At 66.1% G+C, this 13,729-nt stretch carries 13 protein-coding genes and 1 tRNA gene; all 14 read left to right on the top strand.

Going from position 1 to position 13,729, the window contains the following annotated elements; all coding sequences use genetic code 11:
• The first annotated feature begins 11 nt into the window (after positions 1-11).
• Positions 12-638, top strand: a complete 627-nt coding sequence (gene rlmE, locus B1A74_RS02485) for a 23S rRNA (uridine(2552)-2'-O)-methyltransferase RlmE (protein ID WP_018869969.1) — start codon at positions 12-14, stop codon at positions 636-638.
• Between the two features lie 58 nt (positions 639-696).
• Positions 697-2,661 (top strand): ATP-dependent zinc metalloprotease FtsH, encoded by a 1,965-nt coding sequence (ftsH, locus tag B1A74_RS02490; RefSeq protein ID WP_077243673.1) that lies wholly within the window; start codon positions 697-699, stop codon positions 2,659-2,661.
• A gap of 113 nt (positions 2,662-2,774) precedes the next feature.
• A complete protein-coding gene (gene folP / locus B1A74_RS02495) occupies positions 2,775-3,659 on the top strand; it encodes a dihydropteroate synthase (RefSeq protein ID WP_099049984.1) in 885 nt (294 codons plus the stop codon).
• Between the two features lie 11 nt (positions 3,660-3,670).
• Complete coding sequence (glmM, locus tag B1A74_RS02500) at positions 3,671-5,011, top strand: phosphoglucosamine mutase (RefSeq protein WP_077243674.1); 1,341 nt, start codon at positions 3,671-3,673, stop codon at positions 5,009-5,011.
• 120 nt (positions 5,012-5,131) lie between these two features.
• Positions 5,132-5,896, top strand: coding sequence for a triose-phosphate isomerase (gene tpiA / locus B1A74_RS02505; RefSeq protein WP_018946360.1), 765 nt, complete (start codon positions 5,132-5,134; stop codon positions 5,894-5,896).
• A complete protein-coding gene (gene secG / locus B1A74_RS02510) occupies positions 5,893-6,279 on the top strand; it encodes a preprotein translocase subunit SecG (RefSeq protein ID WP_018946359.1) in 387 nt (128 codons plus the stop codon). Before tpiA ends, secG begins: the two co-directional genes overlap by 4 nt.
• Positions 6,280-6,297: 18 nt before the next feature.
• Positions 6,298-6,382, top strand: a tRNA-Leu gene (locus B1A74_RS02515).
• Between the two features lie 266 nt (positions 6,383-6,648).
• Positions 6,649-7,005, top strand: a complete 357-nt coding sequence (locus tag B1A74_RS02520; RefSeq protein ID WP_018869963.1) for an NADH-quinone oxidoreductase subunit A — start codon at positions 6,649-6,651, stop codon at positions 7,003-7,005.
• Positions 6,996-7,472: a NuoB/complex I 20 kDa subunit family protein gene (locus B1A74_RS02525; RefSeq protein ID WP_018869962.1), complete on the top strand. Its 477-nt coding sequence runs from the start codon at positions 6,996-6,998 to the stop codon at positions 7,470-7,472. Before B1A74_RS02520 ends, B1A74_RS02525 begins: the two co-directional genes overlap by 10 nt.
• A 17-nt stretch (positions 7,473-7,489) precedes the next feature.
• Complete coding sequence (locus tag B1A74_RS02530) at positions 7,490-8,215, top strand: NADH-quinone oxidoreductase subunit C (protein WP_018946358.1); 726 nt, start codon at positions 7,490-7,492, stop codon at positions 8,213-8,215.
• Positions 8,208-9,461 carry an NADH-quinone oxidoreductase subunit D gene (locus B1A74_RS02535; RefSeq protein WP_018946357.1) on the top strand — a complete coding sequence of 418 codons (1,254 nt, stop codon included), beginning with the start codon at positions 8,208-8,210 and terminating at the stop codon, positions 9,459-9,461. The genes B1A74_RS02530 and B1A74_RS02535 overlap by 8 nt, the downstream gene beginning before the upstream one ends.
• A complete protein-coding gene (locus B1A74_RS02540) occupies positions 9,461-9,991 on the top strand; it encodes an NADH-quinone oxidoreductase subunit NuoE family protein (protein WP_018946356.1) in 531 nt (176 codons plus the stop codon). Before B1A74_RS02535 ends, B1A74_RS02540 begins: the two co-directional genes overlap by 1 nt.
• Before the next feature lie 4 nt (positions 9,992-9,995).
• Complete coding sequence (gene nuoF / locus B1A74_RS02545) at positions 9,996-11,276, top strand: NADH-quinone oxidoreductase subunit NuoF (RefSeq protein ID WP_077243676.1); 1,281 nt, start codon at positions 9,996-9,998, stop codon at positions 11,274-11,276.
• A 34-nt stretch (positions 11,277-11,310) separates the two neighbouring features.
• Positions 11,311-13,716, top strand: coding sequence for an NADH-quinone oxidoreductase subunit NuoG (nuoG, locus tag B1A74_RS02550; RefSeq protein ID WP_077243677.1), 2,406 nt, complete (start codon positions 11,311-11,313; stop codon positions 13,714-13,716).
• Positions 13,717-13,729: the final 13 nt, after the last annotated feature.

Below are 13,729 nucleotides of genomic sequence, written 5' to 3' on the forward strand. Positions count from 1 at the left end.
GGGTGCGGGCGATGCCTAAGCGCAGTCGCTCCAGTCAGCGCTGGCTGAAGGAGCATTTCGATGACCCGTACGTGCAGCGCGCGCAGCAGGAGGGGTATCGCGGTCGCGCGGTCTTCAAGCTGGAAGAGCTGGACCAGCGCGACCGTCTCCTGCGGCCCGGGATGCGCGTGGTGGATCTGGGGGCGGCTCCCGGGGGCTGGACCCAGTACGCGGCCGGTCGCATCGGGCGCAAGGGCGTGCTGGTCGCCTCCGACATCCTGCCGATGGACCCGGTCCCCGGCGCGGAGGTCGTGACCGGGGATTTCCGCGAGGACGAAGTGCTGGACCGCATCCTCGAGACCCTGGGCGGCGAGGGTGCGGATCTTGTGCTTTCCGACATGGCCCCCAATCTTACCGGTACGGATGCCGTTGACCAGCCGCGTTCGATCCATCTGTGCGAGCTGGCGCTGGATCTGGCGCTGCGCGTCCTGAAACCGAATGGCGCGTTTCTGGTCAAGCTGTTCCAGGGGGAAGGCTCGGATGCCTACCTTGCGGAGCTGCGCCGGTGTTTCGCACAGGTGAAGGTGCGCAAGCCGAAGGCGTCGCGGCCCCGCTCACGCGAAGTGTACGTATTGGCGCGGAACCCACGGGATGTGTAACGATCCATTAGTATCCACGCATACGCGTTCGGCCCAGCACAGCTTTTGAGGTGTCGTTTTGAATGGCCTGGTAAAGAATCTGATCATCTGGGCGGTGATTGCCGTCGTCCTGATGTCCATCTTCAACAATTTCGCGCCCGATCCCGAGCAGCAGGCGACGCGCAGCATCACCTACTCGGAGTTCATCCAGCAGGTGCAGAGCGGTCGCGTGGACAGCGTCACCATCGAAGGTGACAAGATCTCCGGGCAGATGGCTGACGGCGAGCGCTTCTCCACTGTTAACCCCAACGATTCGGGGCTGATCGGCGATCTCCTCAACCACAACGTGGAGATCAACGCCGAGGAGGAGGCCGAGCGCGGCCTGTTGATGAGTATCCTCATCAGCTGGTTCCCGATCCTGCTGCTGATCGCCGTGTGGATCTACTTCATGCGGCAGATGCAGGGCGGTGGTGCCGGCGGCAAGGGCGCGATGTCCTTCGGCAAGTCCAAGGCCAAGCTGATGTCGGAGGATCAGGTGAAGGTTACCTTCGCCGACGTGGCCGGCTGCGACGAGGCCAAGGACGAGGTCGTGGAGCTGGTCGACTTCCTCAAGGACCCGGGCAAGTTCCAGAAGCTCGGCGGCCAGATCCCGCGCGGCGTGCTGATGGTCGGCTCCCCGGGTACCGGGAAGACCCTGCTGGCCAAGGCGATCGCCGGAGAGGCCAAGGTGCCGTTCTACAGCATCTCCGGCTCCGACTTCGTCGAGATGTTCGTGGGCGTGGGCGCCTCGCGCGTGCGCGACATGTTCGCCGAGGCCAAGAAAAACGCCCCGTGCATCATCTTTATCGACGAGCTGGACGCCGTCGGGCGTCAGCGCGGCGGCGGCATGGGCGGTGGCGGTCACGACGAGCGCGAGCAGACCCTCAACCAGCTGCTGGTCGAGATGGATGGCTTCGAGGGCACCGAGGGCGTGATCGTGATCGCCGCGACCAACCGTCCCGACGTGCTGGACCAGGCGCTGCTGCGTCCGGGCCGCTTCGACCGTCAGGTCGTGGTGCCGCCGCCGGACGTGCGCGGTCGCGAGCAGATCCTCAACGTGCACATGAAGAAGACGCCGATCGCGGAAGACGTGAACCCGCACAAGATCGCGCGCGGCACGCCGGGCTTCTCCGGTGCGGACCTGGCCAACCTGGTCAACGAGGCGGCGCTGTTCGCTGCCCGCGCCGGCAAGCGCCTGGTGGACATGAGCGACTTCGAGCGCGCCAAGGACAAGATCATGATGGGCGCCGAGCGCCGCTCCATGGTGATGTCCGAGGACGAGAAGAAGCTGACCGCCTATCACGAGGCCGGGCACGCGATCGTGGGGCTGACGGTCCCCGAGCACGACCCGGTGTACAAGGTCAGCATCATTCCGCGCGGCCGGGCACTGGGTGTCACCATGTTCCTGCCGGAGGAGGATCGTTACAGTCACTCCCGGACCAAGCTGGAGAGCCAGATCGCCAGCCTGTTCGGCGGGCGCCTGGCCGAGGAGATCATCTTCGGCGAGAAATCGGTGACCACGGGGGCATCCAACGACATTGAGAAGGCCTCGCAGATCGCGCGCAACATGGTGACCAAGTGGGGCCTGTCGGAGAAGCTGGGACCGCTGGACTATGGCGAAGACGAACAGCAGTCCTTCCTCGGACCGTCGATGGGCAAGCCGAAGCAGATGTCGGACGACACCGCCAACGCGATCGACGAGGAAGTGCGCAAGATTATCGATACCCATTACAACCATGCGCGTCAGATCCTGGTAGACAATCTCGACAAGCTGCACGCGATGGCGGGCGCGCTGATGAAGTACGAGACCATCGACGACAAGCAGATCGGGGACATCATGGCCGGTCGCGAGCCGCGTGAACCCGCCGACTGGAACGATGGTTCCTCCGGCGGCGACGATGCCGGCACTCCGGCCGGTGAAGGCGAGGCCGGGGACGGCTCTGACGATTCTCGCGACAGCGACAGCGACCGTGGGGTGGTCGGCGGGCCCGCGCCGCAGTCCTGATCGACGTTCGGCTCCGCCGCACTCCGGGGGGCTGCCCGCGCATCATCATGGCCGCCGTGGCTCTGTCGCGGCGGCCTTTTCTGTTGCCGTGTTTCGCTTTCATGGGAGGACTGATGACGGCTCCAACGGCACCCACACTGCTGTATGGCCCGGCCGGTCCGCTGGCCTTCGATCGCCCGCGGGTGATGGGTATCCTCAACGTGACGCCGGATTCCTTCTCGGACGGTGGCGCACATGACCGCGTGGATCGGGCCGTGGCCCGTGCGCGGCAGATGCAGGACGAGGGCGCGGATCTGATCGACGTGGGCGGGGAATCTACCCGCCCGGGGGCCGAACCGGTGTCGCTCGCGGAAGAACGTTGTCGCGTGCTGCCGGTGCTGGAGGCGCTGGCGGCGGAGGTTTCCTTGCCGGTCTCGGTCGATACCATGAAGCCGGAGATCATGCGCGACGCGGTGCGGGCGGGCGCGGCCATGCTCAACGACGTGAATGCCTTCCGTCGGCCGGGCGCCGAGGAGGAGGCGGTGGCGGCCGCCCGGGAGCACGGCGTGGCCCTGTGCGTGATGCACATGCAGGGCGAGCCGCAGTCCATGCAGCACGCCCCGCATTACGGCGACGTGACCGCCGAGGTCCGGGCGTTCCTCGACGCACGCTGCAGTGCACTGCAGGCCGCGGGGGTGCCGCCGGACCGTCTGGTGGTGGATCCGGGCTTCGGTTTCGGCAAGACGCTGGAGCACAATCTGGAACTGTTTCGCCATCTCCCGGACCTGGTCGGTGATGGTTGGCCAGTGCTGGTCGGGGTCTCGCGCAAGTCGATGATCGGGGCCCTGCTGGGACAGCGGCCGGTGACGGAGCGTGGCAGCGGGAGCGTGGCCGCCGCGCTGCTCGCCGCACAGCAGGGGGCGCGCATCCTGCGTGTGCACGACGTCGCGGCCACGGCGGACGCCCTCGCGATATACTCCGCGCTGGATCCCCGCGGTACTGACGGGGTCATGTCTTAGGGAGGAACCGCATGGGACGTTATTTCGGGACCGACGGCATCCGCGGGCGAACCGGCGAATGGCCGATGACGCCGGAGTTTGCCCTGCGCCTGGGCTACGCCGTGGGCGAGATCCTGGGCGAGAACGGATATGCCCAGGGGCCGGTGCTGGTCGGCAAGGATACCCGGGTCTCCGGCTACATGTTCGAATCGGCGCTGGAGGCGGGCCTGTCGGCGGCCGGGCTCGACGTGGCCCTGCTGGGCCCGATGCCCACGCCGGCCATCGCCTATCTGACCCGGACCTTCCGCGCGACGGCGGGCGTGGTGATCAGTGCCTCGCACAACCCTTTCAACGATAACGGCTTCAAGTTCTTCACCCCGGAAGGCGACAAGCTGCCGGACGCGGTGGAGGCCGCGATCGAGGCGCGCCTCGACGAACCCGCGCAGGCCATCGACGGGCGGCGCCTGGGCAAGGCGGTACGCATCTCCGACGCTGCCGGGCGCTATGTCGAATTCTGCAAGAGCGCCATACCCGCGCGGTCCGAATTGCGCGGCATGCGCATCGTCCTCGACTGTGCCCACGGGGCGACCTACAACGTCGCGCCGCATGTCTTCGAGGAGCTGGGGGCGGAGGTCGAGCTGACCGGCGCCATGCCCGATGGCTACAACATCAACGAGGGTGTGGGGGCATTGCACCCCGACCGCCTCGCGGAACGTGTACGCGCGACAGGATCCGATCTGGGCATCGCTCTGGACGGGGATGGTGACCGCGTGATCCTGGTGGACGCTGCCGGCCAGATCGTGGACGGTGATCGCATCCTCGGGATCCTCGCCCTGGAACGCCTGCACCTGGGTACGCTGGGCGGTGGCGTGGTCGGCACCCAGATGACCAATCTCGGCCTGGAAAACGCGCTGGCGGAGGTCGGAGTGCCGTTCGTGCGCGCGCGGGTGGGGGACCGCTATGTCCTCGAGGAACTGCGGCGCTACGGCTGGTTGCTGGGCGGTGAGAGTTCCGGACATATCATCTGTCTGGATCACACCACCACCGGTGACGGCACCGTGGCCGGACTGCAGATCGCGCACCTGATGCAGCGCAGCGGCCGGTCCCTGGCCGAACTGGCCGCGGCCATCCCGCAGTTCCCGCAGGCCCTTGTCAACGTGCGCCTGGACGAGGGAGCAGACGAGCGTCTGGATGCGCCGCCGGTCCGCGCCGCCGTGGCCGAAGTGGAATCCGAGCTGGGTCGCCGCGGCCGGGTGCTGTTGCGACCGTCGGGCACGGAACCCCTGATCCGCGTCATGGTCGAGGCGGAAGACGCAGGCGCCACGCAGGCTGCCGCGGAACGCATTGCGGACGCGATCCGCGCGGTCGCCTGACTCCCGCCACCCGGTGCGCGTGACGCGGCGCCCGGGTGGTCGGTTGATTTGCCGGGAACGCGCCGGTAACATCCCGCCGCTCAATCATGGAACCCTGGCCATCGCAGGAGGAACCACCGCATGCGCAAGCCGCTGGTCGCCGGAAACTGGAAAATGAACGGCTCCCGCGACGCCAATCGCGAGCTTCTGTCCGCGCTCCAGTCGGAGCTGGACGGGCTGGCCGGCGTCGAGCTGGCCGTGTGCCCGCCTGCGGTCTATCTGCCCGAAGTCGTCGAGGCCCTGGCCGACAGCCCCATTGAGGTCGGGGGGCAGGACTGCTCCGATCAGGCTTCCGGCGCTTACACCGGCGAGGTCGCCGCGGCCATGCTCAAGGATGTGGGCTGCCGTTACGTGATCGTGGGGCACTCCGAGCGCCGCGACCGCCAGGCCGAGGACAGCGCCTGGGTGGCGGCCAAGTATCAGGCGGCCCTGGCCGCCGGCGTGACCCCGATCCTGTGCGTGGGCGAGCAGAAGGAAGAGCGCGAAGCCGGCCGCACCGAAGCGGTGGTGGGCGAGCAGCTCGATGCCGTGCTGGATGCCGCCGGAGTCGAATCGCTGGACCGCGCCGTGATCGCCTACGAGCCGGTCTGGGCGATCGGCACCGGCCTGACGGCCACCCCGGAGCAGGCGGCCGAGGTGCATGCCTTCATCCGTAACCGGGTCGCCGGCCGCGATCCGCGCGTGGCTGCCGACCTGCGCATCCTGTATGGCGGTTCGATGAAGGCCGACAACGCCGCGGGGCTGCTGGCGCACGATGACATCGATGGCGGCCTGGTGGGCGGAGCCTCGCTGGATGCCGCGAATTTCGCCGGGATTGCGCGGGCCGCGACCGGGGCGGGCGAATGATCTACGGGATCCTCCTGGTTGTTCAGGTGGTGGTGTCGATCTCCATCATCGCGCTGGTGCTGATGCAGCACGGCAAGGGCGCGGATGCCGGGGCCGCATTTGGCAGCGGGGCTTCGGCCACCGTGTTCGGTGCCCAGGGGTCGGCCAACTTCCTGAGCCGCGCCACGGCCTTTCTGGCCGCGGTGTTTTTCATCAACGGGCTGGCGCTGGCCTATATCGCTGCGTCGGAACCCGAGGCGCGCAGCCTGATGGATGAACCGACGCCCGAAGAGGCGGTCGAGGACGATATCCCGATCGGGGATGTTCCGGGCATGGCGCCGGACGATTCCCCTGCCGACGAGCCGGCGGATCCGCCCTCGCGGCCGCAGGACGTGCCACAATAGGGCTTCAGTCAGGAATACGCAGATGTGGTGGAATTGGTAGACACGCTATCTTGAGGGGGTAGTGGCGCAAGCCGTGTGGGTTCGAGTCCCACCATCTGCACCATTTTTCAGGGAAGGTTCCGTCCGGAGGTCCGGGCGGAACCTTTTTATTGTAAAGCCTTTATAAACAATAACTTGGCGTTTTATGTGAGCTTGACACCGTTTTCCGGCTTCACCTAGACTGCCTCACCGGTGAGCGCACCGGCCCGATCGCCCGAGGGCCGCGGCCCCGGCGCATTCACCCAGCAACGCTGAACCGCCCATGGTCCGGCCCTCCTGTTCGGCCGACCCGTGGACCTGCCCGCCCGAGGCGGCGTACGGGAGAGAGACATGCTGGAAGGATATCTGCCCATCCTGCTGTTCATTGCAGTAGGCATCGTGATCGGTATCGTGCCGCTGGTGATCGGCATGGCCGTGGGGCCCCGCAAGGCGGATGCCGCCAAGGATTCGCCGTATGAATGCGGCTTCGAGGCGTTCGAGGATTCGCGCCTCAAGTTCGACGTTCGGTTCTATCTGGTCGCCATCCTTTTCATCATCTTCGATCTCGAGATCGCCTTTCTGTTTCCCTGGGCCGTCTCCCTCGATGCCGTAGGCCTGTTCGGGCTTCTTGCGATGGCGCTGTTTCTGCTGATTCTGGTAGTCGGCTTTGTCTACGAATGGAAGAAGGGGGCGCTGGAATGGGAATAGAAGGCGTTCTGGAAAAGGGCTACGTCACCACCTCGGCTGACAAGCTCATCAACTGGGCCCGCACCGGCTCCCTGTGGCCGATGACCTTCGGCCTGGCCTGCTGCGCGGTGGAGATGATGCACACGGGTGCCGCGCGCTACGACATGGACCGGTTCGGAGTGGTATTCCGTCCGAGTCCGCGTCAGTCCGACGTGATGATCGTGGCGGGTACGCTGGTCAACAAGATGGCACCGGCGCTGCGCAAGGTGTACGACCAGATGTCGGAACCGCGCTGGGTGATCTCCATGGGCTCCTGTGCCAACGGCGGCGGGTACTACCACTATTCGTATGCCGTGGTTCGGGGTTGCGACCGCATCGTGCCGGTGGACATCTACGTGCCGGGCTGTCCGCCGACGGCCGAGGCTCTGCTTTACGGCATCATCCAGCTTCAGAACAAGATCCGGCGCACGAACACGATCGCGCGCTGAGCGACCCGGGGTGGCAGATGGCTGAACAACAGACCTGGATTGACGTGCTGCGCGCGAAGCTGGGCGAACGCCTGGACGGAGTGCGGGTGGTCAACGGTGAGGCGACCATTGAAGTACCGGCGGACGCCTGGCGCGAGATCGCCGAGACCCTGCGCGACGACGAGGATTTCGGATTCGAAATCCTGATCGACCTGTGCGGCGTGGACTATCTCGAGTACGGACAGACCGAATGGGCCACCGATGACGCCTCCAGTGAGGGTTTCAGTCGGGGCGTCCAGTCCGCCACCTCCGGCCGGTTCACGTTCGATGATGCGCCCGGCGAATCGTGCTGGGACGGTCCGCGCTTCGCCGTGGTGGTGCATCTGCTGTCGGTGCAGAACAATCGTCGCCTGCGCATGCGTGCCTGGCTGCCGGATGACGAATTCCCGGAGCTGGAGTCGCTGGTGGACGTCTGGGCGTCGGCCAACTGGTTCGAGCGCGAGGCCTTCGATCTGTTCGGGATCCTGTTTTCGGGGCATCCGGACCTGCGTCGCATCCTGACCGACTACGGTTTTGTCGGCCATCCGTTCCGCAAGGACTTCCCGCTGATCGGGCACGTGGAGATGCGCTACGACACCGAGCAGGCGCGCGTGGTGTACCAGCCGGTGACCATCGAGCCGCGCGTGCTGGTGCCGAAGGTGATCCGCGACGACCATCGCTACACCGATGGCGACGCGCCGGCGGAAGGAGCCGATCATGCCTGAGATTCGCAATTTCACCCTGAACTTCGGCCCCCAGCATCCGTCTGCACACGGCGTGCTGCGGCTGGTCCTGGAGATGGACGGCGAGGTGGTGCAGCGCGCCGATCCGCATATCGGCCTGCTGCATCGGGGGACCGAGAAACTTGCCGAGAGCAAGCCATATAACCAGTCGATCGGCTACATGGATCGTCTGGACTACGTGTCCATGATGTGCAACGAGCACGGTTACGTGCTCGCCATGGAGCGTCTGCTTGGTATCGAAGCGCCGCTGCGGGCGCAGTACATCCGGGTGATGTTCGACGAGATCACCCGAATCCTGAATCACCTGATGTGGCTGGGCGCGCACGCTCTCGACATCGGCGCGATGACGGTGTTCCTGTACGCGTTCCGCGAGCGCGAGGACCTGATGGACTGCTACGAGGCGGTCTCCGGCGCGCGCATGCACGCCACCTACTACCGGCCCGGAGGGGTCGCCCGCGACCTGCCCGGCACCATGCCGAAATACCAGCCATCGGCCTGGAAGTCCCAGGAAACGGTCGACGAGCTTAATGCCAATCGCCAGGGCTCGCTGCTGGACTTCATCGAGTCGTTCACCGAGCGGTTCCCGGGGTGCGTGGACGAATACGAGACCCTGCTGACCGACAACCGTATCTGGAAACAGCGGACGGTCGGTATCGGCGTGGTGGATGCCGACCGGGCGAAACAGCTCGGTTTCACCGGCCCGATGCTGCGCGGATCCGGAGTGGAATGGGACCTGCGCAAGAAGCAGCCCTACGAGGTCTACGATCAGCTGGATTTCGACATCCCGGTCGGGGTCAATGGGGACTGCTACGACCGTTACCTGGTGCGCATGGAAGAAATGCGCCAGTCCAACCGCATCATTCGGCAGTGCGTCGACTGGCTGCGCAGGAATCCCGGCCCGGTGCTGCTGGAGGATCACAAGATCACGCCGCCGAAGCGCGAAGAGATGAAGGCGGACATGGAATCGCTGATCCATCACTTCAAGCTGTTTACCGAAGGGATGTGCCTGCCGGAGGGCGAAGCTTACGCCGGCATCGAGCATCCCAAGGGCGAGTTCGGCTGCTATCTGGTGTCGGATGGCGCCAACAAACCGTATCGCCTCAAGGTGCGCCCGCCGGGCTTTGTCCACCTTTCCGCCCTGGACGAGATGGCGCGCGGCCACATGCTGGCCGACGTCGTGGCCATTATCGGAACCCAGGATATCGTCTTCGGGGAGATTGATCGCTGATGGCTGCCGAACCCAAACCCGTTGCCTTTCACAAGCCGGCCGAGCACAAGGTCGACCTGAGCGACCACGAGCGCGAGGAGATCGATCACTGGCTGGCCCGCTATCCGGAGGACCAGAAGCGCTCGGCGGTACTCGCCGCGCTGCGGGTGGTCCAGCACGAGGACGGCTACGTTTCCACCGCGAAGATGGACGCGGTTGCCGACTACCTGGGGCTCCCGGCGATCGCCGTCTACGAAGTGGGTTCGTTCTACTCGATGTTCGAGCTCGAGCCGGTGGGCAAGCACACCATCGCGGTGTGCAACAACATCTCCTGCAGTCTGCGCGGCTCGGCCGGGATTATCGAGCATCTGGAAAACCGGCTCGGCATCACCCTGGGCGAAACCACGCCCGACGGGAAGTTCTACCTGAAGAAGGAAGAAGAATGCCTCGCCGCCTGTTGCGGGGCGCCGATGATGCAGGTGAACCACGTCTATTACGAGAATCTGACGCCGGAGCGCGTGGACGAGATTCTCGACGGCCTGGAGTCCTGAAACGATGGCCAACCAGATCTGTTTCGCGACCCGCTACCTGGATGACCCGTCGTCGCTCGAGACCTATCGTAGCGTCGGCGGATACCAGGCGCTGGAAAAGGTGTTCGGCGGCAAGATGGCCGCGGAAGACGTGATCGAGGAGGTCAAGACCTCCAACCTCCGCGGCCGCGGAGGCGCGGGGTTCCCGACCGGGATGAAATGGTCGTTCATGCCGCGCAATTCCCCGGGGCAGAAATACATCGTCTGCAACTCCGACGAATCGGAGCCCGGTACCTGCAAGGATCGCGAGATCCTGATGTACAACCCGCATGCGCTGATCGAGGGGATGGCGATCGCCGGCTACGCGATCGGCGCGACGGTGGGATACAACTACATGCGCGGCGAGTTCATGGACGAGGTCAATACACGCTTCGAGGCCGCCCTGAAGGAGGCCTACGAGGCCGGCTACCTCGGGCGTGACATCCTTGGCTCGGGCGTGGACTTCGAGCTGTATCCGACGCTGGGCGCGGGCGCCTATATCTGCGGCGAGGAAACCGCGCTGCTGGAGTCGCTCGAGGGCAAGAAGGGGCAGCCGCGCTTCAAACCGCCATTCCCGGCGAACTTCGGCGTCTACGGGAAGCCGACGACGGTCAACAACACCGAGTCGCTGGCTTCCATCCCGTCGATCATCCGCAACGGCGGCCAGTGGTTCGCGGACCTGGGCGTGCCCAAGTCGGGGGGCGAGAAACTGTTTTCGGTTTCCGGACACGTCAACAAACCCGGCAACTTCGAAGTGCCCCTGGGCATGCCGTTTCGGGAACTGCTGGAGATGGCCGGTGGCGTGCTCGATGGCCGCCAGCTCAAGGCGGTGATCCCGGGCGGTTCGTCCGTGCCGGTGGTGCCGGGCGACACGATGCTGCAGACCAACATGGATTACGACTCCATCACGCAGGCCGGATCCATGCTCGGCTCCGGCGCGGTGATCGTGATGGACGAGACCACCGACATGGTGAAGGCGCTGCAGACGATCTCGCGCTTCTATTATTCCGAATCCTGCGGTCAGTGCACGCCGTGCCGTGAGGGCACCGGGTGGCTGTACCGCATGCTGACCCGCATCGTGGAAGGGAAGGGTCGTCCCGAGGACCTCGAACGCCTGGACGACGTTGCGAGCAAGATCGAAGGGCACACCATCTGCGCCCTTGGGGATGCCGCCGCGATGCCGGTGCGCAGTTTCGTGAAGCATTTCCGTCACGAATTCGAACACTACATCCAGCACGGCCGGAGCCCGGTGGCCAGCGCCGCCTGATCGCCCCGTCGCGCACACGCAGCAGGAATCGAACATGAGTCAGGATCAGCCACAGGATCTGGTCACCGTCGAGATCGACGGGCAGACCTTGCAGGCGCCCAAGGGCACCATGCTCATCGAGGTTGCGGACGAGGCCGATATCCGGATTCCGCGCTTCTGCTATCACAAGAAACTGTCCGTGGCCGCCAATTGCCGGATGTGCCTGGTGGAGGTCGAGCGAGCGCCCAAGCCGCTGCCGGCCTGTGCCACGCCGGTGATGGACGGCATGAAGGTGTACACGCAGTCGCCCCTCGCCATTTCCGCACAGAAGGGCACGATGGAATTCCTGCTGATCAATCACCCGCTGGATTGTCCGATCTGTGATCAGGGCGGCGAGTGTGAACTGCAGGACGTGGCGATGGGGTATGGCGAGTCCGTTTCGCAATACACCGAAGCCAAGCGGGTCGTGCACGACAAGGATATCGGTCCGCTGATCGAAACCGAGATGACCCGCTGCATTCACTGCACCCGCTGCGTGCGCTTTGGCGAGGAGATCGCGGGCGTGCGCGAACTGGGTGCGACCGGGCGCGGCGAAGACATGCGGATCGGGACCTATGTCGAGAAGACCGTCGCGCACGAGCTCTCCGGGAACGTGATCGATCTGTGTCCGGTGGGCGCGCTCACCGCCAAGCCGTCGCGCTACGGCGCACGTGCCTGGGAATACGCCCAGGCCCCCAGTATTGCCCCGCACGACGCGGTGGGTTCCAACATTGCCGCCCATACCTATGACGGGCGCGTGATGCGGATGGTCCCGCGCGACAACGAAGCGGTCAACGAGACCTGGATCTCGGACCGGGACCGTTTCTCCTACGCGGGGCTGTATGCCGAGGACCGCGTGACCACGCCGCGCATCAGGCGCGACGGGCAGTGGCAGGACGTGGACTGGGAGACCGCCCTGCAGCATGCGGTGGAAGGCCTGCGCAAGGTGGCCCCCGAGCGGATCGGCGGGCTGTTTTCTCCGTCGCTGTCGCTGGAGGAACACTACCTCGGCCAGAAACTACTTCGCGGGCTGGGCGTGCGCGACATCGACCATCGCATGAGCCAGCAGGATTTCCGCGACGACGACGCCGCGCCCCTGTTCCCCTGGCTGGGCAGCCCGATCGCCGAGCTGGACCGCGCCGATGCGATCCTGCTGGTCGGCACCAATCCGCGGCGCGAGCAGCCGCTGCTGGCGCATCGCCTGCGCAAGGCGGCTCTCAACCACGACGCCAGGGTTACCCTGGTGCATAACCAGCTGCTGGACCTGACCTACCCGGTGGCGGCCCAGCTGGTCGGCAACGAGCACGACCAGGTCATGGCCCTGGCCGGGATTGCCGGGCGTATCGCGGCGGCCGGCGAGGGGCTGCCGCCCCGCCTGGAAAAGATCGTCAAGGCCGCCCAAAGCGACGATCCGGACACCCGCGAAGCGTTCGAGCGGGCCGCACGCTCGCTGCTGGACGGGGAACAGGGCCACGTGCTGCTGGGTGCGGACGCCATGGCCAGCCCGGCGTTTGCAACCCTCCGGGCCCTGGCCGGCTGGATCGCCCGCCATACCGGGGCCCGTCTCGGGTACATGCCCGAGGGCGCGAATGCGGCCGGTGCCTGGCTGGCCGGGGTGCTGCCGCATCGCGGCGTGGCCGGTCAGGCGCTCGAGACCAGCGGACGCCCGGCGCCGGAGATGCTGAACGAAGGCCGCGACGCGTTCGTCGTTGCCGGACTCGAGCCCGGCCGCGACGGACATGATCCGGTCGCTTTCCAGCAGGCAGTGCGCGACGCGGGATTCGTGGTCGCACTGACCGCGTTTGCCGACGCCGAATTGCAGGCATCGGCCGACGTTCTGCTGCCGGTCGCGACCAGCTTCGAATCCTCCGGGACCTTCGTGAACGCCGAAGGACGCTGGCAGAGCTTCCGCGCGGCGAGCCGCGCCCCGGGCGAGGCTCGTCCGGGATGGAAGGTCTGGCGCGTGCTGGGCAACCTGTTCGCGCAGAAGGGCTTCGATTACCTCGATTCGCCCGCAGTGCGCGACGAGCTGAAGGGCCTCCTCGCGGATGTCAGCTTCGACAACACGGTCAACCTGAACCGTGTGCACGTTGAGGAACCGGAAATCGCAGACCCGGGCAAACAAGGGTTGCGGCGCGTCGCCTCGCGTTCGCTGTACGCCACCGATCCGCTCGTGCGTCGGGCCGAACCGCTGCAGCGCAGCCCCGAGGGGCAGCTGGCGAACGCGGTGCAGGTGCACCCCGACTCGGCCGGCGGGATCCCCGACGGCAGCCGGGTTCGCGTGCAGCAGGGACGGGCCGAGGCCGAACTGACGCTTGTGCTTGACGATTCCGTACCGCCGGGCCTGGCCATCACCCTCACCGGTGGTGCCGCCGCCCCGCTTGGTGCCCCGGGCGAGCCGGTCACGCTCGCACGCGCCTGACAAGGGACTGAAC

This window comes from Thioalkalivibrio halophilus (assembly GCF_001995255.1).
In the GTDB taxonomy this organism is placed as follows: Bacteria; Pseudomonadota; Gammaproteobacteria; order Ectothiorhodospirales; family Ectothiorhodospiraceae; genus Thioalkalivibrio; species Thioalkalivibrio halophilus.

What these genes read in the sequence shown, in the direction of transcription:
- rlmE (WP_018869969.1), top strand. Translation starts at nt 12, where the DNA reads ATGCCTAAGCGCAGTCGCTCCAGTCAGCGCTGGCTGAAGGAGCATTTC.
- B1A74_RS02540 (WP_018946356.1), top strand. Translation starts at nt 9,461, where the DNA reads ATGGCTGCCGAACCCAAACCCGTTGCCTTTCACAAGCCGGCCGAGCAC.
- folP (WP_099049984.1), top strand. Translation starts at nt 2,775, where the DNA reads ATGACGGCTCCAACGGCACCCACACTGCTGTATGGCCCGGCCGGTCCG.
- B1A74_RS02530 (WP_018946358.1), top strand. Translation starts at nt 7,490, where the DNA reads ATGGCTGAACAACAGACCTGGATTGACGTGCTGCGCGCGAAGCTGGGC.
- B1A74_RS02535 (WP_018946357.1), top strand. Translation starts at nt 8,208, where the DNA reads ATGCCTGAGATTCGCAATTTCACCCTGAACTTCGGCCCCCAGCATCCG.
- tpiA (WP_018946360.1), top strand. Translation starts at nt 5,132, where the DNA reads ATGCGCAAGCCGCTGGTCGCCGGAAACTGGAAAATGAACGGCTCCCGC.
- secG (WP_018946359.1), top strand. Translation starts at nt 5,893, where the DNA reads ATGATCTACGGGATCCTCCTGGTTGTTCAGGTGGTGGTGTCGATCTCC.
- B1A74_RS02520 (WP_018869963.1), top strand. Translation starts at nt 6,649, where the DNA reads ATGCTGGAAGGATATCTGCCCATCCTGCTGTTCATTGCAGTAGGCATC.
- glmM (WP_077243674.1), top strand. Translation starts at nt 3,671, where the DNA reads ATGGGACGTTATTTCGGGACCGACGGCATCCGCGGGCGAACCGGCGAA.
- nuoG (WP_077243677.1), top strand. Translation starts at nt 11,311, where the DNA reads ATGAGTCAGGATCAGCCACAGGATCTGGTCACCGTCGAGATCGACGGG.
- nuoF (WP_077243676.1), top strand. Translation starts at nt 9,996, where the DNA reads ATGGCCAACCAGATCTGTTTCGCGACCCGCTACCTGGATGACCCGTCG.
- B1A74_RS02525 (WP_018869962.1), top strand. Translation starts at nt 6,996, where the DNA reads ATGGGAATAGAAGGCGTTCTGGAAAAGGGCTACGTCACCACCTCGGCT.